Source organism: Idiomarina sp. MD25a (assembly GCF_001870515.1).
In the GTDB taxonomy this organism is placed as follows: Bacteria; Pseudomonadota; Gammaproteobacteria; order Enterobacterales; family Alteromonadaceae; genus Idiomarina.
The window spans coordinates 245734-267613 of record NZ_MDGT01000001.1; the positions used below are offsets into that span (position 1 = coordinate 245734).

Genomic DNA, 21880 nt, shown 5'->3' on the forward strand with positions numbered 1-21880 from the left:
ATTCGCTTCCTAACTAAGTAATTTGATTCGCTTTGATATTTTGCTTCATGGTGCGAATGACCTCAGCATAGTCATCGGCATTAAAAATAGCGGAGCCGGCCACAAACATATCAGCTCCCGCTTTAGCAATTTCACCAATGTTGTCGCAATTCACACCACCATCCACCTCAAGACGAATATCACGACCACTGGCGTCGATGCGTTCGCGCACTTGACGTAACTTATCTAAGGTACTCGGAATGAACTTCTGCCCACCAAAGCCAGGATTCACCGACATTAATAAAATGAGATCCACTTTATCCATCACATAATCAAGATAGTGCAAAGGTGTTGCGGGATTGAATACCAGCCCAGCCTGGCAACCATGCTCCTTAATTGCTTGAATAGTGCGATCGACATGCTCAGACGCTTCGGGATGAAACGAAATAATCGACGCCCCAGCTGCTGCAAAATCGGGAACGATGCGATCCACTGGCTTTACCATCAAGTGCACGTCGATCGGCGCTGTGACACCGTAGTCGCGTAGTGCCTTACAAACCATCGGGCCAATCGTCAAATTCGGTACGTAATGGTTATCCATCACATCAAAATGAATAACATCTGCGCCGGCAGCTAAAACATTATTCACTTCCTCGCCAAGACGAGCGAAATCGGCGGATAGAATAGAGGGTGCAATCAACGGCTGCATGGGTCGTCTCCGTTTCAAAAAGTGCGCGCATTATAGCACCGAAAAGACGACAAAAAAATTCGTAATCTCGACTAGCATTTTTAGCAATTCGCTGATAAATTAATCAGAATTGTTAATGATAAAGGTAAAGACCATGAAAACATCCGCTAAATATGCAGCCGCTGCTGCCGGCGTGATACTCACGGCATCAGCTGCACTCGCACTGAGCCAAGGTCCTGCTTTTGTCAGCAAGCAAGCCGCAAATTCAACGCAACGATGTGAAGTGTTACTTGATGCTTCCGAGTTAAAGCAGTCGAGCGATCAATGCCAAGCGCCAAGTACTCAAGTCACATGGACGAATTGGTTTAAGGGCGAAAGCCGTTCAACTCAGTTCCATTTCTTCGATTTGATCGAGTTGCTGTTTAGTTCTTCAGATGAACGTACCTCGCAGCAAAGCTCAGGTTATAACGGTCAAACATCGCTCTAATCGATAGACGATGCCTGTTCTATTAATGAGCCCGTTATTGGTGAGCCAATCCTCTATCTTGCAAACACTGTTGAGTGTCATTGCTGCATTTTTTGGTGTTCAAACTGATAAAAACCGCCAGCGCGACTTTAACAAAAAGAGTCCTATCCCCTTTATTGTTGTCGGTATTATTCTGGCGGCCGTGATGGTTGTTGTAATAATGCTAATAGTCAAGTGGGTGTTAGCCACCCACGCTTAGTGCTAGCTTAGCTTGCGATGCCACTGTGACGCAGCAATGCGTTTATCTCAGGTTCACGCTCGCGAAACTCTTTGAACAATTCGGCAGCCGGTTGACTTCCGCCTCGCTCGAGAATCGCATGCAAAAACGCGCGACCGGTAGTTTGATTGAAAATGCCTTCTTCTTCGAATTTAGCAAATGCATCAGCCGAAAGTACTTCTGCCCATTTATAACTGTAATAACCCGCGGCATAACCACCCGCAAAAATATGCCCAAAACTATGCTGGAAACGATTGTATTCAGGAGGCATGCGCACAGCTACCTGTTCACGAACTTGGTTTAGTACACCCGCAATGTCTGCTCCTTTGTCAGCATCAAATTCACTATGTAATTTCATATCAAACAAAGAGAATTCGAGCTGCCTAACCATTTGCATCGCCGACTGAAAATTACGTGCTGCCAACATATTGTCTAACAATGTCTGCGGCAGTGGTTCGCCTGTTTCATAGTGCCCGGAAATATCTGCCAATGCTTCAGGTTCCCAACACCAATTTTCCAAGAACTGACTGGGTAACTCGACAGCATCCCATTCTACGCCGTCAATCCCCGAGACCCCGGCAGTATCGACTTGCGTCAACATATGGTGCAACCCATGACCAAATTCATGGAATAGCGTTAGTACCTCATCGTGGGTAAATAATGCAGGTTTGTCGCCGACCGGCTTACTAAAGTTGCAGGTCAAAAATGCCACTGGGTGCTGAAGTAAGCCGTCGCTGGTACGGCTGCGGCCGACAAAATCTGCCATCCATGCACCACCTCGCTTACCCGCACGCGCATATAAATCCATATAAAAGTAACCGCGGACCTCGTCCTCAGCATCCTTAATTTCGTAAAAACGAACCGTTGGATGATAAGTCTCTACGTCGGTTCGTTCACTAATGCGAATACCAAACAGACGATTCACCACGCTAAACAAGCCAGCTACCACCTTGTGCTCAGGAAAGTAGGGTTTCAGTTGTTCATCGGATACAGCATATTCAGATTGCTTCAACTGCTCGCTGTAATAGGGTACATCCCAAGCATCAAGTGACTCCACTGACTGCGCTTTAGCAAAGTCCTCAATAGCTTGATAATCGGCTTTCGCCTGCTCTATAGAACGTTCAGCTAAGTCATTCAAAAATGACAATACTTGACTCGGTGACTCCGCCATTTTGGTCGCTAACGACATCTGCGCATAATCATCAAACCCAAGTAAGTTGGCCAGCTCGTGACGCAGCGCCAAGGTTTCATTCATGACTTCGGAATTATCGTACTCGCCTGCGTTTGGACCGACATCCGAGGCACGGGTCACGAACGCTTGGTACATCGCTTTACGAAAATCTGTATCATCGGCATATAACATGACTGGCAGATAACTCGGAATATCGAGAGTAAACAGCCAGCCTTCTTTTTCTGCGTCCTGCGCCGCCTCTTTTGCTGCCTCAATCGCGCTGTCAGGTAGACCTTTTAACTGCGCTTCGTCGGTTACTTGATAGTGCCAGGCATGCGTCGCGTCTAATAGGTTGTTGCTGAACGTAGATGAGAGTTCCGACAGCCGACTGGTAATTTCAGCATAGCGCTTTTTCTTGCTGTCAGGTAAGTCGACCCCCGACAGTTTAAAGTCACGCAACGTGTCATTGATAAGCTTTTGTTGAGCAATAGAGAGCGATGCAAACTCTTGGCTTTCCGAGAGCGCTTGATAGGCCGCAAACAACCCTTGATGTTGCCCCACATAGGTTGCGTACTCGGATAACTTGGCTAAACACGCATCATGCGCTGCCCGTAGCTCTGGCTCACTCATTACTGAGTTTAAGTGTGATACCGGTGCCCATACCTTTTGAATACGCTCATCGGCTTTTTGCAGAGGTTCTACTAAATCTTTCCATGTATATTGATTAGCCGCCAATACCTCATCAATAGCTCGTTTAGCGTCATTAATGACCTGTTCGACCGCAGGTTCAACATGTTTAGGCTTTATTGCTGAGAACTTTGGTAAAGCGTTATGGCTATCGGCCACTTCAATTAGCGGGTTTGACATCACGACGTATCCCTTAAAAAAGTTTTTGATTTACCTCTTATATTGGGCGGTTTGTCCAATCTTCAACCATAAACACTGATTTTCTTACCTGCTTGAGGTATGCTTTTGAGGTCTAAAAAAACAAGGTGGAAAACACGTATGAATCGCACTTATTCTCGGCTAGGAGCGTTAAAGCCCTTAGCTCGCGGACTTACGCTTGCTAGTTTCGCAACATTATTGACACTATCGGGTTGCTCGACATTAACAACGGGTTCGAGCTCTGAAAACACAACTCAAACGGCTCAAAGCACTGAAGGACAGCTCTCTTTACAAGAAATTTTTGCCAGTGATAAATTTCGTGTAAAGCGTCCTGCACCTACACGTTGGTTGGAAGATGGTTCAGGTTACACAACCTTGGAGTCGTCAGAACAAGTTAAAGGCCGCGACATTGTCCGGTACCATCCCGAAACCAATGCGCGCGATATTATGGTATCGGCGCAAGCACTCACGCCAGAAGGCTGGGATCATGCGCTTGATATTGCAGATTACCAATGGTCTAACGACGGCAATAAAGTATTAATTTTTACTAATACCAAGCGCAGTTGGCGTACGCATACATTAGGCGACTATTGGGTGTTGAATCGTACAACTGGTGAATTGCGTCAATTAGGCGGTGATGCGCCTGAGTCGACGCTTCAGTTTGCGAAGTTTAATCCACAAGGTACTAAAGTCGCTTACGTAATGCAGAACAACATTTACGTACAAGATTTAGGTTCTTTTACCATTCAAGCGTTAACTAATGATGGTAGCGACACCATCGTTAACGGTACCTTTGACTGGGTTAACGAAGAAGAATTCTTCCTGCGTGATGGTTTCCGCTGGAGTCCTGATGGTCAGCATATAGCATATTGGCAGTTGGACACCGAAGGCACACCGACCTTTACGATGATCAATAACACCGACTCGCTTTATCCGACGTTAAAGCAGTTCCCTTATCCTAAAGTGGGTGAAACGAATGCCGCCATGCGTATTGGCGTGATGCCGGCTGACGGTGGCGACACCACTTGGATGCAGCTGCCTGGCGACCCACGCATGCACTACCTCGTGCGCATGAATTGGGCGGGTAATTCAAGCCAACTGTTAATTCAACAACTCACGCGTAAACAAGACGTCAATCGTGTTTACTTGAGCGACATTGACGATGGACGTAGCCAAAAGTTATTAAGTGAAACAACAGACTCTTGGGCTGAATACGTTGATGACGTGAAGTTCCTCGATAATGGCAAGTCATTCACTTGGCTGAGCGAACGCTCGGGTTATCGTCACATCTACCGTGTGGAACGTGATACCGGCAAAATGACCACCATTACTCGCGGTAACTGGGACGTGGTTGAAGTATTGCGTATTAACGAAAACGACGGCTGGGTTTACTTTATTGCATCACCTGAAACCCCACTCGAGCGCTATTTATTCCGTGCCAAACTGGATGGAAGTGGTGTATTAGAGCGATTAACGCCTGCCCAACCTGGCACGCACAGTTATAGTGTTTCACAGGATGCAAAATATGCAGAGCACACCTACAGCGACGTCAACCATGTGCCTGTGACTGACATGGTCAGCCTACCCGATCACAACGTGATTCGTACGGTTGTCGCTAATGATAAAGCGCAACAAGCCGTTGATGCACTTAACCACAAGCCGCTCGAGTTCTTCCGCGTCACTGCACGTGATGGACTGGAGCTTGATGGTTACATCATGCGCCCAACCGACTTTGATCCGAATAAAGAGTACCCTATTTTATTCTATGTCTATGGCGAGCCATGGGGGCAAACAGTCGCTAATCGTTGGGGTGGCTGGTTATACCTTTGGAACACAATGCTAACCCAACAAGGCTATATCGTAGCTTCAATTGATAACCGCGGAACGAAGTCACCGCGTGGCTTTGACTGGCGTCGTTCGATCTACAAGAACCTAGGTGTTGTGACTGTTCGCGATCAGTACGACGCGTTGCAAGAAATGGCAAAACGTTGGGACTACATCGATACCGATCGTGTAGGTATTTGGGGTCACAGCGGCGGCGGTTCACAAACACTGAACGCTCTTTTCCGTTATCCTGAAGCCTATGACATGGGTATGGCGCTCGCCCCGGTACCAGACTTAACGTTATATGACACCATTTACCAAGAGCGTTACTCAGGTCTGTTGCCAGAATCGGCTGAGCGTTATAAAGAAACTTCAGCCATCACCCACGCCAAAAATCTCGAGGGTGATTTATTACTGATTCATGGTACGGGCGACGATAACGTCCACTTCCAAGGCAGTGAACGCTTAGTCAACGAATTGATTAAATACAATAAGCAGTTTGAATTCTTCGCTTATCCCAATCGTTCACACGGCCTTTATGAAGGCGAAGGCACCACGCTCCATCTTCGAACTATGATGACTGAGTTCCTGAAGGAGAACCTGCCTGCAGGCGCTCGCTAACTGATCTTCCGATTAAGTTAATCGGTATTAACCACTTAAAAGCCCCGTATCTTCATTGCATGATACGGGGTTTTTACTCATCATATGCGCATCTTTGATTTGAGGAGTCGATTTTCATGAGCAGACATTATGACTATTTAGCTATCGGTGCGGGCAGTGGCGGTATCGCCTCAGCCAACCGCGCAGCCATTCGCGGCGCAAAAGCCGCTGTTATAGAAGCCAATGCGGTGGGTGGCACCTGCGTTAACGTCGGTTGTGTACCGAAAAAAGTCATGTGGTATGGCGCTCATATAGCCGAAGCAGTCAAGTATTCTTCCGCCTATGGCTTCGACCTTGATCAGAAAGGTTTTGATTGGGGCACCATGGTAAAAAACCGTGAAGCTTACATTCAACGTATTCACGGCGGCTACCATCGTGGCTTCCAAGGTAATGGCGTTGAATTTATCGAAGGTTTTGCCAAATTCGTCGACCATCGCACCGTCGAAGTTAACGGTGAAAAAATTACCGCTGACCACATTACCATCGCTACTGGCGGTCGACCGATGATACCTGACGTACCGGGTGCCGAACACGGTATCGATTCAGACGGTTTTTTTGCCTTAACAGAGCAACCTAAAAAGGCCGCGGTGGTAGGTGCAGGCTATATTGCCGTTGAGATTGCCGGCGTTTTTCACGCGTTAGGCACCGACACGCACTTACTCGTACGTCGCGATCGTCCACTACGTTCGTTCGACCGTTACATCACCGATGGTCTTTTAGAGCGTATGGAGCAAGACGGGCCTACCTTGCATACAGAAACCGTGGTTAAAGAGGTAGTTAAAGAGCAAAACGGTACGCTCACCTTGCACTTTGAAAACGGTGAAACCATGAAGGATGTCGACTGCCTCGTGTGGGCAATTGGTCGTGTCCCAGCAACCGACAAGATAAACCTTGAAGCGACCGGTGTTGAGCTTGACGCGCAGGGCTTTATTAAGGTCGACAAGTTCCAAAACACCAGTGTACAAGGCATCTATGCTGTAGGCGACAATACCGGTGCTACTGCACTTACACCCGTCGCCATTAAAGCGGGTCGCCAGCTGGCTGAACGTTTGTTTAATGATATGCCAAATGCTCATATGGATTATGACAATATCCCGACCGTGGTTTTCAGCCATCCAACCATTGGTACTGTAGGCTTAAGCGAAGAAGATGCCATCGTGAAATACGGTAAGAGCAATATCAAAGTGTATACCTCTTCTTTTGCTGCGATGTACAACGCCGTCACACCACACCGCGCACTCAGCTACTTCAAAATTGTGTGCTACGGAAAAGAAGAGCGCGTCGTCGGTATTCACGGCATTGGTGAAGGTATGGATGAAATCCTACAAGGCTTCGCGACTGCGATGAAGATGGGCGCAACTAAAGCCGATCTTGACTCAACCGTGGCGCTGCATCCGACCAGCGCGGAAGAATTCGTGACGATGCGCTAGCCACTACTCACAGTCGCTTAGTCTGCAAAGACAAGCGGCTGTCAAATTCTGTTACAAATTGCTTTGTGCCGTTGCATTTCTTTACTGCAAGAAACGACGTATTTCTGTTTATTATAAAGTACACCCTTAACAGGAATATGACGCTTATGAAGAACCTATTTATGCTGTCTGCACTCACTTCAGCCCTTATTTTGGCTGGTTGCAGCAGTTCAGAAACTCAATCTAATAATGCGCAAGTAGCAGCGCAGTCACAACAAGCACTCGCTGAACAAGTCGTAAAGAGTCCGAACGACGAACGCCAATATAGAGTCGTTACACTGCCCAATCAACTCGAAGTCATGCTCATTTCCGATCCAAACACGGAGAAATCGGCAGCTGCTTTGAGTGTTGGTGTGGGCTTGCTCAAAGATCCCATGACCCAGCAAGGTATGGCACATTATCTTGAGCACATGTTGTTTCTTGGAACCGATAAGTATCCCGACACCAATGGTTACAGCGAGTTCATGAGTAATAACGGTGGTAGCCAAAACGCATCAACTTGGCTTGATATCACGAACTACATGTTCAAAGTGAACAATAGTGCCTACGATGAAGCACTTGACCGCTTCTCAGATTTCTTCAAATCACCCAAGCTATACGCAGAGTACGCCGACAAAGAAAAAAATGCCGTCAACGCTGAGTGGTCGATGCGCCGTGAGATGGACTTTTTTGGTCAGTTTAAGCTCGCTCGCATGCTTTTAGGTGAACACCCGGCAAACCGCTTTTTAATTGGTAATAACGATTCACTCGGTGATAAAGAGAACAGCAAGCTACACGAAGAACTTGTGAACTTTTATAACCGCTATTACTCAGCGAACATCATGAAAGTTGCAATGATTAGCAACGAATCGCTGGACAAAATGGAATCATTAGCGAAAAAGCATTTCGCCAGCATTGAAAATGATGACATCGAGCCACCAGAAACAACTGATAAAGTCGACTTCGCGAAAGCGGGTAAAAAGCGTATTCATTACGTACCCAATGAAGATGTTAAGCAATTGCGCCTTGAGTTTATTATCGACGACAACCAAGACCAGTTTGCGGTCAAACCCAATCGCTTTGTGACCTATTTATTGGGCTCAGAAATGCCAGGCACACCGACTGAACGCCTCAAGGCAATGGGATTAATTTCTAGCTTAAATGCATCGGCGTCACCGACCGAGTACGGTAATTACGGCGCGTTAACCGTCGATATAAATCTAACTGATGCGGGTATGAAGCATCGTGAAGATATCACTGCCTTAGTCATGCAATATATCAACATGATTAAAGAACAAGGCGTTGATAAAAAATACTTTAAGGAAATTCAAACCAGTCTGGCTAACAGCTTCCGCTTTTTAGAAAAAGGTGACGAGTTTGGTTACGTTGCTTCGCTTGCTTCCGCGATGCAGAATTATCCTGCTCAGTACGTGATAAGCGCACCTTACGAATACAAAGAGTTTGATGCCGAAGCGATTAATAACGTACTTAATCAGTTAACGCCTGAACACCTGCGCGTTTGGTACATTTCTAAAGATGAACCACATGATAAAGAACTAAGTTTTTACGATGGTAAATATCAAGTAGAAGATATCGCAGCTTCTGAGATCGCGACGTGGTCAACTGAGCCACAGCTCGCAATTAACTTACCTAAAGTTAATACGTTGCTTCCTGAAAACTTCGACTTGAAGAAAAATGCTGACTTTGACCAGCCGAAAGTCGTTATCGAAGAGCCCGGTATTGAGGTATGGCAGTACCCAAGCCAAGTATTTGCCGACCAACCACGGGGCGTGCTAACCACCATAATCAACAACCCCGATCCGATTACTGACGTTAAGAAATCAGTACTGCTTGCTTTATGGCAAGACCTGTACAACTTGCGTGTCAGTGCCTTATCGACTGAGGCGAGTATTGCGGGTATGAGCTTAAACCTAAACGACAATCGAGGTCTTACCTTTAATATTTCGGGCTTTACCGACAAACAGCCAGAACTCATGCAACGTGCACTAGAGGAGCTCACGTTTGATATCGAACCGCAAGCATTTGCACAAGCTGTTGATCGTTTAGTTCGCGGTATCAAAAACAAAGGACAACAATTCCCGTTATATCAATCCTTTGATGCGTACGGACAAATTATTCGCGAAGGTCAGTTTGCCGATGACAGCCTTATACAAGCAGCGCAGAACGTAAAACCGGCTGATTTAGCAAGTTACATGGATGAGCTACTAGCGAATAACTCAATTAAAATGTTTGCGTTTGGTAACTACGACAAGGCTGATTTACAGCTAGCTGTCAATGAGATTAAGGACGTATTGCCAGCCGACAGACGTATTACTGAGTTCCGCACCGCGCGCTTCTGGAAGCCTCAGTCTGACACATCTTTGGTATTACGTAAGGATTTGTCTGTTGCTGACGTGGGTATTGTCGATGCACATATTAACGGTGCACCGAGCTTTGCTACACAGGCGGCTGCGACCGTATTGCAAGGCCACTTCCGTACCGAGGCGTTTGATACCTTACGCACCGAAGAGCAACTTGCTTATGCGGTAGGCACCTTTGCACCGCAACTGGACCGCTACACCGGCTTTGGGCTTTATATTCAGACTCCGGTGAAAAATGTTGCCGATATGCAGGCGCGTTTTGAATCCTTCAAAAAGGAGTACTGGGAAACATTGCAGAACTTAAAGCCTGAGACGTTTGAACAGTTGAAATCAAGCACCTTAGTCACGCTTAACGAACCGCCGAAGAACCTGTCTGAAGAGTTACAGCCGGTGTTGAGCGATTGGTATTTACATCGTTATGACTTTGATACCAAGCAACAGCTGATTAATGCGGTTGAGCAAGTGACTCTGGAAGACGCGAAACAGTTCTACAAGGATACGGTATTAAACGAAGATAGTGCCCGGATCTCTGTACAACTACGCGGTGAGAAGTTCCAAGATGCTAGCTTTGCTGACCTTCCAAATCAGCAAGTGATTGAAGACTTAGCAGAGTTCCATCAAGAAATGCCTAAGCAATAGGCGATGATATGAAGAAAAGTAAAAGGCGCCGCTAGGCGCCTTTTTTATAACTGCCGAATCAACTCGACAGTGGTTGGGAACAAGGTACAACTATTTGTCAGCGCGGAGCTTTAGTGCACTCGGAAATCCGGTTGCCGCAACGCTGCTCGTCCGAAACTGCTCACGAACTTGAGATACGACGGTTTGAGCATCATTCGCCAACATCGCTTGGTTACTAAGCATCAGATCATACATCATACGCTGCTGAGTCAGACGTACGCTACCGCGAATGGTGTCATGGTAACCGGTTTGTCCAGGTGTCACTGTGTAATGCTGCATGACACTTGATGACGCAGGTGCCTGTTCTATATTCATTTCTGCACTTGCCATTACGTTCGCTGATACGACTAAGCCAGCGACTATCGAAATTAAACGTTTCATAATCTTGACTCCTAATCTTGAGGCTTACTTAATGAGTCGTACTCGCGTAAGCAAAGGTTGCATCATCGTAGAATTATTTTTGTTATGAGCTAACTATAGCGAGTTATCTATGTATTTGGGTTTCAAAAGAATGTCTATTTGTAAATGATTGGATCAAATCGCTCAGATGAAGCTGGCTTTGATGAAATTTTTCGAACACAGCATCCAAACTGGTTATTTTTTCGTCTAATAAGTGATTGCCCTAATCTAGAGGAAGTTAACATGGCTAACAGCAACCACTCACAGTGGGATTCACATCCTGATATTGGACCTCAACCCGCCTGTACCGGAGCAGACTTAGATAATGAGACAGGCTTTTGGGAGCGACGTCGACCTATCGATCCGTTTGTCGAACAGAAAGAGTCTGACAGCGTCGACGATCAACAGGAATAAAAAAAGGGAGTGCATGCACTCCCCTTTTTATTTAAATCAATGGCTGCTTACACAACGCCCTGCTCTATCATGGCGTCAGCGACTTTTTTGAAGCCCGCAATATTGGCCCCCAAAACGAGGTTATTAGGCGAGCCAAATTGTTCAGCGGTACGCTTACAGTCAGAATAAATGGTTTTCATAATCTCTTGTAACTTACGATCCACTTCATCAAACGACCACTGCTGCATACTCGCATTTTGCGCCATTTCTAGCTGACTGGTTGCCACACCACCTGCGTTCGCCGCTTTGCCCGGCCCATAACCGATTTTTTGCTCGATAAAGAAATCAACAGCGCCCTGCGTCGAAGGCATATTGGCACCCTCAACCACCGCTAAACACCCATTTTCTGCTAGCGCCTGCGCATCTTGCTCGGTTAGCTCATTCTGTGTTGCACATGGAAATGCGATATCACCCTCATAACGCCATACACTATGTCCGTCTTCAGGGTAGTCTTCGCGAGCGACATATTCGGCGTCGTCGTGGGTGTCTAAATATGTTTTCAGGCGTTCATGGTTTTCTTCTTTAATCAGTTTAACTAGGTCTAAATCAATGCCTGATTTATGATAAATCATACCGTTTGAGTCGCTACACGTGACTGGTTTCGCACCGAGCTCATAAAGCTTCTCCATCGCATATATGGCGACATTGCCTGAACCAGACACCAGGCAACGCTTATCACTGAGCTTTTCGCCCAAGTCGCTTAAAAGACACTGAGCAAAGTAAACCGCACCATACCCGGTGGCTTGTTTGCGCGCGTGCGAACCACCCCAGCGCAAACTTTTCCCCGTTAACACGCCCTCGTAACGGTTCTTTAAACGTTTGTACTGACCAAACATATAACCGATTTCACGGGTACCCACACCAATATCCCCCGCAGGGACGTCGGTATGAGGACCTATGTGACGCTGTAACTCCGTCATAAACGATTGGCAAAAACGCATGATCTCCGCATCCGACTTACCTTTTGGATCAAAGTTAGAGCCACCCTTACCACCACCAATAGGGAGTCCTGTCAGGGCGTTTTTAAATATCTGCTCGAAACCAAGAAACTTGATGATGCCGGCATTGACTGAGGGATGAAATCTTAACCCACCTTTATAAGGGCCTAAGGCTGAATTGAATTCAATTCGGTAGCCCTTATTCACGTGAACTTGACCACTGTCATCCTGCCACGGTACACGAAACATGATCTGTCGTTCGGGTTCTACTAGCCGCTCAATGATCGCCTGCTGACGATATTTTGGGTGCTCTTCTAACAACGGCTCAATAGACTCAAGTACCTCTTCCACCGCTTGATAAAACTCATTTTGAGCCGGTGAAGTACGTTTCAACATATCAATTGTTTCTTTTACGTAGCTCATGCGTTCCTTCTCGTTTGTTTAAGATACATAATAAATAAACCATCCATGGTTTTTTGGATCGCTTACTGCGCTTCAAACGCCGAATATTCGTCCACATAGTCTTGTTGTCGTAGTATCTTGGCATTCGGATCTAAAACCACGTGCACATCGGCTGACTGGAGGTCGATAGTCGTTGGCGTTTTACTGACCTCAACGCGTTCTAACTTATCACCGACCAGCACCTCAACAGGCAAATGAAAAGGTGCTTCAGCCGCTGATTTAAAGTATAGCGTAAGCTTTCCACCATCCCGCTCAGACACCAACTCAGGCAACGCGGCTTGATACAAATAATGCTCGAAGAACCAGGTCATGTCCTCACCAACCTCATCGTTTACCGCATCGATAAAATATTGCGTATCTGCAAAATGCGGTTTGAAATTGCCAGGCTCGGGGTTCGTTGTTCCGTATACCAGTTTTCGCGTCGCGGCAAAAAATGCTTTATCACCAATCAGATTGCGTAACGTGTGAAGTACCCAAGCCCCCTTCTGATAAATATCGCTACCGGGTCCACGGTCGGGTTTATAAACATCATCTTCCGACATCGGCTGATTGGAGACGATAGGATGCTCATTGCGGATGCCAATACGCTGGTCATACATCATGCCATGGTAAAGCGCATCTCCATGCAGATACTGTCCATAAAGAGGCTGCATATAAGTTCCAAATCCCTCGTGTAGCCACATATGGTCCCAATCAGTGTTGGTCACCTGATTGCCAAACCACTCGTGGGCTAACTCGTGTTGTAGCAGCCAGTCGAAATCGTACTTACCGGGCTTATAATCTTGTCCATAAGCATTAATCGTTTGATGTTCCATTCCCAAATGCGGCGTTTGCACAACGCCCATTTTTTCTGCGTAAAAGGGGTAAGGACCTATCACTCGCTCATAAAACTCGAGCTGTTTGGGAAACTCGGCAAAAAGCTTCTTCGCTTCCTGCTCATGTCCCCGCAGATAATAAAAAACGAGCGGATACTCATGCCCATATCGACTCTGGTAAGTCATTTCGAGTTTATCGTAAGGACCGACATTTAGCGCGATACCATAGTTATTTTGTGACTGTTCGCTACGCCAATGATACTCACTCCAATCATCACCCTCAGTGGTATCGATAAGTCGACCATTGCTTGCCGCGACGAGCCCTTTTGGCACACGAATGCGAATATCAGTTTGTTGCGGCTCAAACGTTGGGTGATCGAGACAAGGCCAAATCAGATCACATCCCTCGCCTTGTACCGCTGTCGCAATCCAGGGTTCACCGGAGTCTGTTTTAGACCAAACGTAACCGCCATCCCACGGTGCACGCTCTGCAACATGCGGTTGGCCATTATAACTAATAGTGACATTAAACGACTGACCAGCGATGACACTCGAGGGTAACGGTATGCTTACTTGGCCTTGGCTGTGCTCAAAATTAGTGACCTGGTTGCCTGCAACAGCCAGCGCGGTAATCTCGTAGTTATTATCTAGATCAAGCAGCAGGCTTTGTTGAGGTTCACTGAGTTGCAACGTCAACGTGGTTTCTCCTGTGACGGATTTGGAGCTTGGGTGAATATCGAAGAACAAATCAGCCCGTTTCAATTCAACGTGGCGCTGCAACGCCTTAAGTTCGCCACCTGTCTCTAATGTCTGTGCGAGTGTTTGCGGCTCCTGCACGTTTGATGAGCAACCTGCCAGTGAAACGATACTGACCAAGCCTAGTGAAAGCGCCGCTTTCAAGTGTTTAGCAACCATAATCAACCCTCTTATTGTTTTAATATTTATACACTAGCCTGTATGGTGGTTAACGAATAGTTCATTAATCGCTCAAAATGCGGTACTGGCAGAAAAAAACAGCACTAACATCAAAAATTTCTGTTCTCCGCGTGATAATCTGTTAACTTGCTGTTTTACACTAAGAAGTAAAAGAAGCTCATCGATAAGAGAGACTCGCTTTGCTAAACGCACTACTCAAACATGCGTCAACCTCTGTCGTGCAAACGGCGGCGTTCTCGTGCTTACTTTTCGGCTTGTTCGGCTTCTTCAACTATCTCTTCTTAGAACCTTCAGCACGAATTAACTCAGCAAGCCTTTCACTCAGCGCTGCGGCTCTGTTTATCGGTGCCGCACTTTATGGTCAACAAGCGCATCGATATTGGCTGACACGACTCGCCGGTATGGGCTTAATCGCTACAGGACTGTATGCGCTCAACGCCAACGATCTGCAGCTCCCCCTATTCTTACCGTCATGCTGCTTCTTGCTTGCAGCGGTCTACATCGCAACTGGCGCGACGCAGACGCACCGTATCGTCTGGAAGACAGTTGGTAGCATTTTTATACTCATTTCATTAGTGAGCTTTGGCATCATCTGGCTAGGTCTACCGACCTATCCTCAAATACAAAACCCAATCGCATTTTCGGCAGCGACCATAGTGGGCCTTATCACGGGTTTAGGGATGCTATTTTACTGTTTTAACCAAACACCGCCTCAACGCTCAAAATTATCAATTACTTGCCTCGTTTTTGCGCTGAGTGCCTCGATAAGCATCTGGTTTGCTCAATCAAATGCCGACATAAACGAGATACGTAGTCGTGGCGAGGTCAACCTGACGCAATCAGCCGATGTGATAGGGCAGCGCTTACAATCTCAGTTCAGTGCCCTTACTCGCTTATATCGCCGTTGGAGCGAGTTGCCAGCCTCCTCAGTCGAACAAATTATCAATATTGATACCGAGGATTACACACGAGATTTCTCACTTATCCAGTGGATGGGGGTCTATGATGAGGAACAAAATCTATTATTCAGCCCGATCACTATATCTCAAATTGACGACGATATAATTAATCAACCGTCGATAAAAAAATGGCGTGCCGAGAACGTGCATACGGAAAGTCGTGTGATCTCAGCCTACTCACTTAAACAAGGGTCGCCAAGACTCATTTTAAGTTATCCAATTACAAATCCGAGTATCGTATCTGATCAGCTAATCGTAGTTTTAGATATCAAAGATTTGATGCGTATCGATCGCATACCCTATCTCGATATTTTTAACAGTTATGTCGAGTTATCAGAGGAGTACTTGCTACCAATAAGCAGTGACTCTTTCGATGTAATTAGCTTGAGTGACCTTAATTCAATGCATGCCTATAAGGTGTCAGCGTCTTCAACGGTACTCGGTCAACCGATCAAGCTCCATGCGGTTATTGCTGACCCGGCGGTATTCTGGCAGGCGGCGCGCGTCAACCAGACCATTTTAATCGCCGGTATTTTGCTCGCATTTTTACTGCTCGAATCGATTGAGAGTAATCGTAAATTAACGGAGCAACAAGGCCAACTGATTCAAATGGCTAACTTTGATTCAGTCACCCAACTTATGCGTCGCGATGTGCTAGAGAGACACATCAACCAGTGGTTATTAGAACACCCCGATGACGCTCATATACTCTTTATCGACTTGGATGGCTTCAAGCCGATTAACGATAGCCTCGGTTTGCATACCGGTAATGAGTTGTTAAAACACGTTGCTACGCGTTTACTCGAGGCAAGTCCATCATCAGCTCAACTGTCGCGCTTTAGCAGTGACGAGTTTATTTTGTTTCTTCCACAATCAAGTAAAGAAGCATCGAGTCAAGTAGCAGAACATTTACTCACAGCATTACAGAAGAAGTTCGAAATTGACTACATTGACCTTTATCTCACCGCCAGTATTGGTATCGCATCACGCGAATTACAAGTCTCATCAGCCGAAGCCTTTATTCAAAATGCAGATGTGGCCATGACTAAAGCTAAAGAGCTGGGTGGTAACGCTTTTGCATTCTTTACTCAAGCAATGGGCCTCAAATATCAATCGGATTTGACCTTAAGAAACCAACTGCAAGTGGCCATCGAAAAGCGCCAGCTCGAAGTCCATTATCAGCCATTTGTTGACTTAAAAACTGAGAAAATTATCGGTGTCGAGGCACTTGCTCGCTGGCGAGATAACGAAGGTAACTGGGTACCGCCGGACGTATTTATTCCATTAGCCGAACATACGGGTCAAATCATGCCGCTTTCTGCGCTGATACTGGAAAAAGCGATCAGCGACATTGCTCAATATATAACGCACCCTAACTTTGTCTTATCGATTAACTTATCACCTAAACAATTACAAAGTGGACACCTAATAAGCCAAGTGACTGAGCTTGCACAAAAGTACAAAGTGCCATTTGGTCGACTGCAGTTTGAGTTAACGGAGACGATGATTGTCGATGATGCGAAATCCGCGTTCAAACAACTGGCTGAGCTTAGGACACTGGGCTGTAAAATTGCCATCGATGACTTTGGTACAGGCTATTCATCACTTTCATATTTGAACGACTTACCGGCCGATATTATCAAAATCGATCGTAGCTTTACCCGCCGAGTACTGACCGATAGCGCGTCGCACCCGGTTACAGAAGCAGTCATATCGATGGCTTTAGGGATGAATAAATCAATTACTGTTGAGGGTATTGAGAGTGCCGAGGAGGCCTCATATTTTATCAAGCGACATTGCCAAGCGGCACAAGGGTTCTACTACTACCGCCCGATGCCGCTCGAGCAACTCATTGAAATTGTCGAACAGCCGACTACTTAATACGCGCTATTTTCAATCGTTTATTGACGCCTTCTCGAGTTAGATAGAACGCATTAAACATACCACGCTCGACATAGTAGGTTGCACCGTCTTGCCACGGAAAGTAGCTATCAGAGCCCTCTTGTTTCCAGACCTGGCCATTATCGAAAGTAAGTATCCACTTACCATAAGCGTCTTCATCTCGCTCAGTGATCTGCACGGTCATGCGTTCGTCTTTTTTCAACTTCTTATGTTCTAAACCAAACTCTGAATTATTTTGACGCTCGCGTTCCGCTTTCTCTTTCATCTTCACCGTTGGCACGGGCTGTTTGTCTTTTTCGTGCAAACGGTCATAGCACATCAGCCGCTCTTGGTCGTCTTTAATGACAGCACAATCACGATATGACTGCTGAGCAATCACTGATGACGATATAACAGCAGATACCAGGAAAAACGTACCCGTTGCGATTATCTTTTTCATAAAACCTCTCAATATTTGATCGTTAGGGTGTCACCCTTTTGCACCAGCTCCATTTGTTTTAACGCGCTCATGCCCAGCAAGATCACATCATCCTCCAAACCTGGGATAATTGATGCATCAACGTTATTCAGTGTAATTCCACCCAGCGTTAAGGTATTTAGGTGAGTCCGATAGGTCACAATGCGTCCGTTCGCGGTCGCCGAAATACCCTTGCGCCCTTTAACCAAACCGAGCCGGTCAGCCACCTGCTGAGGAATCGCTACTAACGTTGCGCCGGTATCTAAAAGAAACGTGACAGGTTGTTGGTTTATCTTGCCGGATACCACATAGTGACCCATACGATTTTGCGTCAGCTCGACCACGGTTTGCTCGCCCAGTCGTTGAGAAACAACGTCTTGGTTGGGATTAAATTGCTGATCGAGCTTGTCTTGGAAGAACCAAACCAATAGCGCGAGGGCAAGTCCCCACGCTATAAAACTAAATGTTTTACCAAATCCTTGAGTGCTACTCATGCTTGACTCAATTCGCCGTGTTTCGCTCTACCTTATCAGCTTCACGTTGTCTTGTCGCTAACGCTTCGGCCTGCTGCTCGGGTACAGTCCAGCCTGCGAGGTTATCTTTAATTAAGCTAACAAGCGCCGAGATATGCTCCTCATCGGCATTGAGTGCGCTAATATATTCATAGCGCTCGCCCCCGTTCTCGATAAAGTACTCACGATTCTCTTCACCAATTTCCTCAATGGTTTCCAAACAGTCTGATGAGAAACCAGGACATACCAGTTGGACCGATTTCACTGACTGCTTCGGCAACGCCTTTAACGTCTCATCGGTGTATGGCTTTAACCATTCCTCACGACCAAAGCGCGATTGAAAAGTTGTCATATACTCTTGCTCACTGAGGCCTAGACGTTCAGCCACTAGGCGCGTGGTCTTATAACACTCACAATGATAAGGGTCTCCGTTTTTTAGATAGCGCAAAGGTACGCCGTGATAAGAAAAAATCAGCTTATCGGCACGTCCGTGCGCTTCCCAATGGCGCTCTATCTTATTAACTAAAGCACTGATAAATGGGTCATAGTCGTGATAATGCGAAATGAAACGAAACTCGGGTAACCAACGTCGCTGAGTAAAGTCATTCGCTATTGCATCGAAGGTTGAGCCTACGGTAGATGCGGAATATTGAGGATAGAGCGGTAACACCAATAGTTTTCGTACACCCGCACGCATCATTCTATCAAGCGCATCTTGGATCGATGGTTTTCCGTAACGCATCGCGTAGTCCACTACCACATGTTCACCTAAATCCTGCGTCAGCGCGTGTTGCACCGCAGCAGCTTGGTCTTCTGTGTGATAAAGCAAGGGCGAGCCCCGATCTGTCCACACGGTTTTATAGGCTTCTGCAGAACGCTTAGGCCTGATATTAAGAATGATACCGTTAAGAATAATTTTCCAAAGCCAACGTGGAAACTCAACAACCCTAGGATCAGACAGGAATTCCTTTAGATAGGGCTTGAGTGCTGCTTTAGTAGGCGCATCGGGCGTACCTAAGTTAGTGAGCAAAACACCGACTTTATCAGCTTGTTGATGCGAGAACGCGCTATTACCACGATAATTCATTGAGGAAACACCTTATTAACTTCATTCTGGGTTTAGTTTACGAAATTTTTCGACTTTACGATCCACTAAATTCCAATTTATGCAGTATAACGATACGATTAACTTAATCGAGTAAAAAGGATACCTAAAGTGAGTAACGAGCCTGCTTCAGCGCAGAAAATTGAACCGGATGATAAAAAAGCGAACAAGTGGTTCCAGAAACTCATTGACTCGCCTCATGCACTGGTACTTTTATTTTTCTTCTCAGCGCTAGAAGCCACCATTATACCTATTCCTTTAGAACTCATATTAGTGCCATACATGCTTGTTGAGCGCCAGCGTATTTGGCTCATTGCTTCTGTCGCGCTAGCAGGTTGTCTAACGGGAGCGACCGCTGGCTATTTTGTTGGTCAAGCATTCATGGATACCGCAGGCGTTTGGGCAATCAACTATTTTGGTATTGAAGACTCTTTTGAACAATTTAAAAGTACACTCGAAGCTCAAGGCTTCTGGGCCGTATTTTTAGTGGGCGTGACACCGGTCCCCTTTCAAACAGCTATGTTAGCTGCCGGCGCCGTTGACTACTCCTTTGTTATGTTCATGCTGGCGTCCGCGCTATCACGCGGTATTCGCTATTACGGACTGGCGTTACTCGCTCTCTGGTTAGGTCCTTATGCACAAAAGTGGTGGCAAAAACACGCTATTAAGCTTGGCTGGGGGGTTGTACTTATAGCCGCAATGGTTATTATCGGCGTTCAACTCGTATAGGTACTCATTCATGTTTTTGCTGATTGTATTTGCGTTTATAGCTATTGGTGTATCGTTTTTGTGCTCCATGCTTGAAGCGTCGTTGCTGTCGATTACACCAAGCTACATTGCTGGCCTCAAAGAACAGCGCCCAAAGCTGCACAAACAGCTATCTAAATTGAAACAGACAATTGATCGCCCGCTCGCCGCTATCTTGACCCTCAATACTATCGCGCATACGGCCGGTGCGGCGGGTGTAGGCGCCCAAGTTGGTGTTGTATTCGGAGATGGTTATCTCGGTGCCGCGAGTGCAGTTATGACTTTACTGATTTTGATTCTGTCAGAAATCATTCCGAAAACTATCGGTGCAAAATTTTGGCGTTCGCTCGCGCCTCTATTACCGGGTATTTTGAACTTCTTAATAACCAGCCTTAAGCCTTTTATCTGGCTATCCGATCAAATTACCAAACGTATTGGCGCCAATGAAGCCGATATCGATGTACGCTCAGAAATAAAAGCGATGGCGACCATGGGACTCGAGCAAAATGCGCTGGACGAGGACGAGCGCCGAGTTATCTGGAACATTCTGGACCTACACGATATTCGCGTGAAACAAGTCATGACGCCGCGCACAGTATGCGAGACAGTGCGCCCAGATATGACCATTGGCGAATTCTATAAGCACACTAAACAACTACCATTTTCTCGTTTCCCAGTCATCGATGCTGACGAGGAGCCGCACGGTATCTTGTTTCGCAGTGACGCGCTAGAAGCCGATCAGGAAACAACCCTTGCTGAACTCACACGTCCGGTTGAAATTGTCACTGAAACGGTGAGTGTTGAAGCGTTAATGGCGCACCTACTACAAGAACGTCAGCATATGTGTTTGGTGTACGATGAGCATGGAAGTTGGCTTGGGTTAATTACTTTAGAAGATATCATCGAGACCATTTTAGGTACGCCCATAATGGACGAAACAGATAATATCGCGAGCCTTCGTCGTTATGCTCGGCAACGCTGGGATAAGCGTCTAAAAAGCAGTCCAAAGCAAACGCAGAGCGAGTAAAGTGATCACCCACTTGAAGAGTTGGTCGAAGTGATGGTTAGTCATTTTCTTTAACCAGCGAACGCCCATGTAGGTTCCTAAAAAGCCGGCGGCGATCATACATATGATAAGTAACCACCACTGCTCAAAGACAAATCCCTGTGCGCTGAAGACAAAAGCTTTCGGCGCATGTTGCATTGTCATAATAGCGGCAAATGTCGCCACCACCGTATGCCTATGATCAAAGCGTGCTTTTACGAAACTGGCGACCACGGGCCCTGAAGCACCAACAAACAGCGAAATAAAGCCACATAATGCCGCGCCGAGCGCTAAACCAACACGTCCCAAAATTAATTTAGGTAACTGCGGGCCCCAGGTTAAAAACAACAGGAACCCAGCAATACTCAACTGTAACCAATGTTGCGGTAATTGCAGCAATACGAGACTACCCAGCAAGGTTCCGACCAGTCCAAAGGGCACAAACCAAATGACGGTAGGCCAATCAATATGCCGCCACGTCAGCGCTGAACGTCCTACATTCGATCCCATTTGCACAAAACCGTGCACGGGGATGATTGCATGCGCGGGCAATACCGAAGCTAATACGGCAATAAGTACAGCGCCACCCCCCGCACCTGCGACAGCACTCAATAGTGATGTCAAAAACGAAAGGCCCACCAATAAACTAAACCAGATATCCTGTACGCCCAACTTGCCCCCTACACACAACGC

At 46.5% G+C, this 21880-nt stretch carries 18 protein-coding genes; 9 read left to right on the forward strand and 9 right to left on the reverse strand.

Features of this window, described 5'->3' with window-relative positions:
• Nucleotides 1-13: 13 nt before the first annotated feature.
• The gene (rpe, locus tag BFR57_RS01180; protein ID WP_071462248.1) at nt 14-688 is read right to left on the reverse strand and encodes a ribulose-phosphate 3-epimerase; all 675 of its coding nucleotides are present in this window, start codon (nt 686-688) and stop codon (nt 14-16) included.
• A gap of 133 nt (nt 689-821) precedes the next feature.
• On the opposite strand from rpe, the gene BFR57_RS01185 reads away from it, so the two are divergent.
• Both BFR57_RS01185 and BFR57_RS01190 read left to right on the forward strand, forming a co-directional pair.
• Nucleotides 822-1154: a hypothetical protein gene (locus tag BFR57_RS01185; RefSeq protein ID WP_071462249.1), complete on the forward strand. Its 333-nt coding sequence runs from the start codon at nt 822-824 to the stop codon at nt 1152-1154.
• Between the two features lie 25 nt (nt 1155-1179).
• The gene (locus BFR57_RS01190) at nt 1180-1392 is read left to right on the forward strand and encodes a DUF2970 domain-containing protein (protein WP_071462274.1); all 213 of its coding nucleotides are present in this window, start codon (nt 1180-1182) and stop codon (nt 1390-1392) included.
• A 7-nt stretch (nt 1393-1399) separates the two neighbouring features.
• Here BFR57_RS01190 and prlC read toward each other — a convergent pair whose 3' ends face one another.
• Nucleotides 1400-3448 carry an oligopeptidase A gene (prlC, locus tag BFR57_RS01195; protein ID WP_071462250.1) on the reverse strand — a complete coding sequence of 683 codons (2049 nt, stop codon included), beginning with the start codon at nt 3446-3448 and terminating at the stop codon, nt 1400-1402.
• Between the two features lie 138 nt (nt 3449-3586).
• Here prlC and BFR57_RS01200 point away from each other — a divergent pair, with 138 nt between their 5' ends.
• The 3 genes from BFR57_RS01200 to BFR57_RS01210 all read left to right on the forward strand — a co-directional run bounded on the left by BFR57_RS01200 (nt 3587) and on the right by BFR57_RS01210 (nt 10418).
• A complete protein-coding gene (locus BFR57_RS01200; protein WP_071462251.1) occupies nt 3587-5911 on the forward strand; it encodes a S9 family peptidase in 2325 nt (774 codons plus the stop codon).
• A gap of 116 nt (nt 5912-6027) precedes the next feature.
• Nucleotides 6028-7380, forward strand: a complete 1353-nt coding sequence (gene gorA / locus BFR57_RS01205; protein ID WP_071462252.1) for a glutathione-disulfide reductase — start codon at nt 6028-6030, stop codon at nt 7378-7380.
• Between the two features lie 146 nt (nt 7381-7526).
• Nucleotides 7527-10418 (forward strand): insulinase family protein, encoded by a 2892-nt coding sequence (locus BFR57_RS01210; protein WP_071462253.1) that lies wholly within the window; start codon nt 7527-7529, stop codon nt 10416-10418.
• Nucleotides 10419-10508: 90 nt separating this feature from the next.
• On the opposite strand, the gene BFR57_RS01215 is transcribed toward BFR57_RS01210, so the two are convergent.
• Nucleotides 10509-10838 carry a hypothetical protein gene (locus BFR57_RS01215; RefSeq protein ID WP_071462254.1) on the reverse strand — a complete coding sequence of 110 codons (330 nt, stop codon included), beginning with the start codon at nt 10836-10838 and terminating at the stop codon, nt 10509-10511.
• Between the two features lie 261 nt (nt 10839-11099).
• Between BFR57_RS01215 and BFR57_RS12830 the strand changes: the two genes are divergently transcribed.
• On the forward strand, nt 11100-11270 hold the full coding sequence (locus tag BFR57_RS12830; protein ID WP_171903915.1) for a hypothetical protein: 171 nt from the start codon (nt 11100-11102) through the stop codon (nt 11268-11270).
• A 47-nt stretch (nt 11271-11317) separates the two neighbouring features.
• Here the strand turns inward: BFR57_RS12830 and gdhA are convergent, their stop codons facing one another.
• Together gdhA and BFR57_RS01230 are read right to left on the reverse strand one after the other, a co-directional pair.
• Nucleotides 11318-12670 (reverse strand): NADP-specific glutamate dehydrogenase, encoded by a 1353-nt coding sequence (gene gdhA / locus BFR57_RS01225; RefSeq protein WP_071462256.1) that lies wholly within the window; start codon nt 12668-12670, stop codon nt 11318-11320.
• A 62-nt stretch (nt 12671-12732) separates the two neighbouring features.
• The gene (locus BFR57_RS01230) at nt 12733-14439 is read right to left on the reverse strand and encodes a M1 family metallopeptidase (RefSeq protein WP_071462257.1); all 1707 of its coding nucleotides are present in this window, start codon (nt 14437-14439) and stop codon (nt 12733-12735) included.
• A gap of 200 nt (nt 14440-14639) precedes the next feature.
• On the opposite strand from BFR57_RS01230, the gene BFR57_RS01235 reads away from it, so the two are divergent.
• Entirely contained in the window at nt 14640-17300 is a 2661-nt protein-coding gene (locus tag BFR57_RS01235; RefSeq protein ID WP_071462258.1) for a bifunctional diguanylate cyclase/phosphodiesterase, read from the forward strand.
• On the opposite strand, the gene BFR57_RS01240 is transcribed toward BFR57_RS01235, so the two are convergent.
• Genes BFR57_RS01240 through hemH form a run of 3 tightly spaced genes read right to left on the reverse strand, consistent with a single transcriptional unit; the run spans nt 17293 to nt 19377 of the window.
• On the reverse strand, nt 17293-17760 hold the full coding sequence (locus tag BFR57_RS01240; protein ID WP_071462259.1) for a hypothetical protein: 468 nt from the start codon (nt 17758-17760) through the stop codon (nt 17293-17295). The two genes, BFR57_RS01235 and BFR57_RS01240, sit on opposite strands and share 8 nt — an antisense overlap.
• 8 nt (nt 17761-17768) lie before the next feature.
• Nucleotides 17769-18272, reverse strand: a complete 504-nt coding sequence (locus BFR57_RS01245; RefSeq protein ID WP_071462260.1) for a TIGR02281 family clan AA aspartic protease — start codon at nt 18270-18272, stop codon at nt 17769-17771.
• 7 nt (nt 18273-18279) lie between these two features.
• A complete protein-coding gene (gene hemH, locus BFR57_RS01250; protein ID WP_071462261.1) occupies nt 18280-19377 on the reverse strand; it encodes a ferrochelatase in 1098 nt (365 codons plus the stop codon).
• 129 nt (nt 19378-19506) lie between these two features.
• Here hemH and BFR57_RS01255 point away from each other — a divergent pair, with 129 nt between their 5' ends.
• Nucleotides 19507-20124, forward strand: coding sequence for a VTT domain-containing protein (locus BFR57_RS01255; RefSeq protein WP_083404982.1), 618 nt, complete (start codon nt 19507-19509; stop codon nt 20122-20124).
• Nucleotides 20125-20134: 10 nt separating this feature from the next.
• On the forward strand, nt 20135-21169 hold the full coding sequence (locus BFR57_RS01260) for a CNNM domain-containing protein (RefSeq protein WP_071462262.1): 1035 nt from the start codon (nt 20135-20137) through the stop codon (nt 21167-21169).
• Here BFR57_RS01260 and BFR57_RS01265 read toward each other — a convergent pair.
• Nucleotides 21134-21880 (reverse strand): sulfite exporter TauE/SafE family protein (locus tag BFR57_RS01265; protein ID WP_367158743.1); only part of this gene is annotated, 747 nt, incomplete at its 5' end. The genes BFR57_RS01260 and BFR57_RS01265 overlap by 36 nt on opposite strands.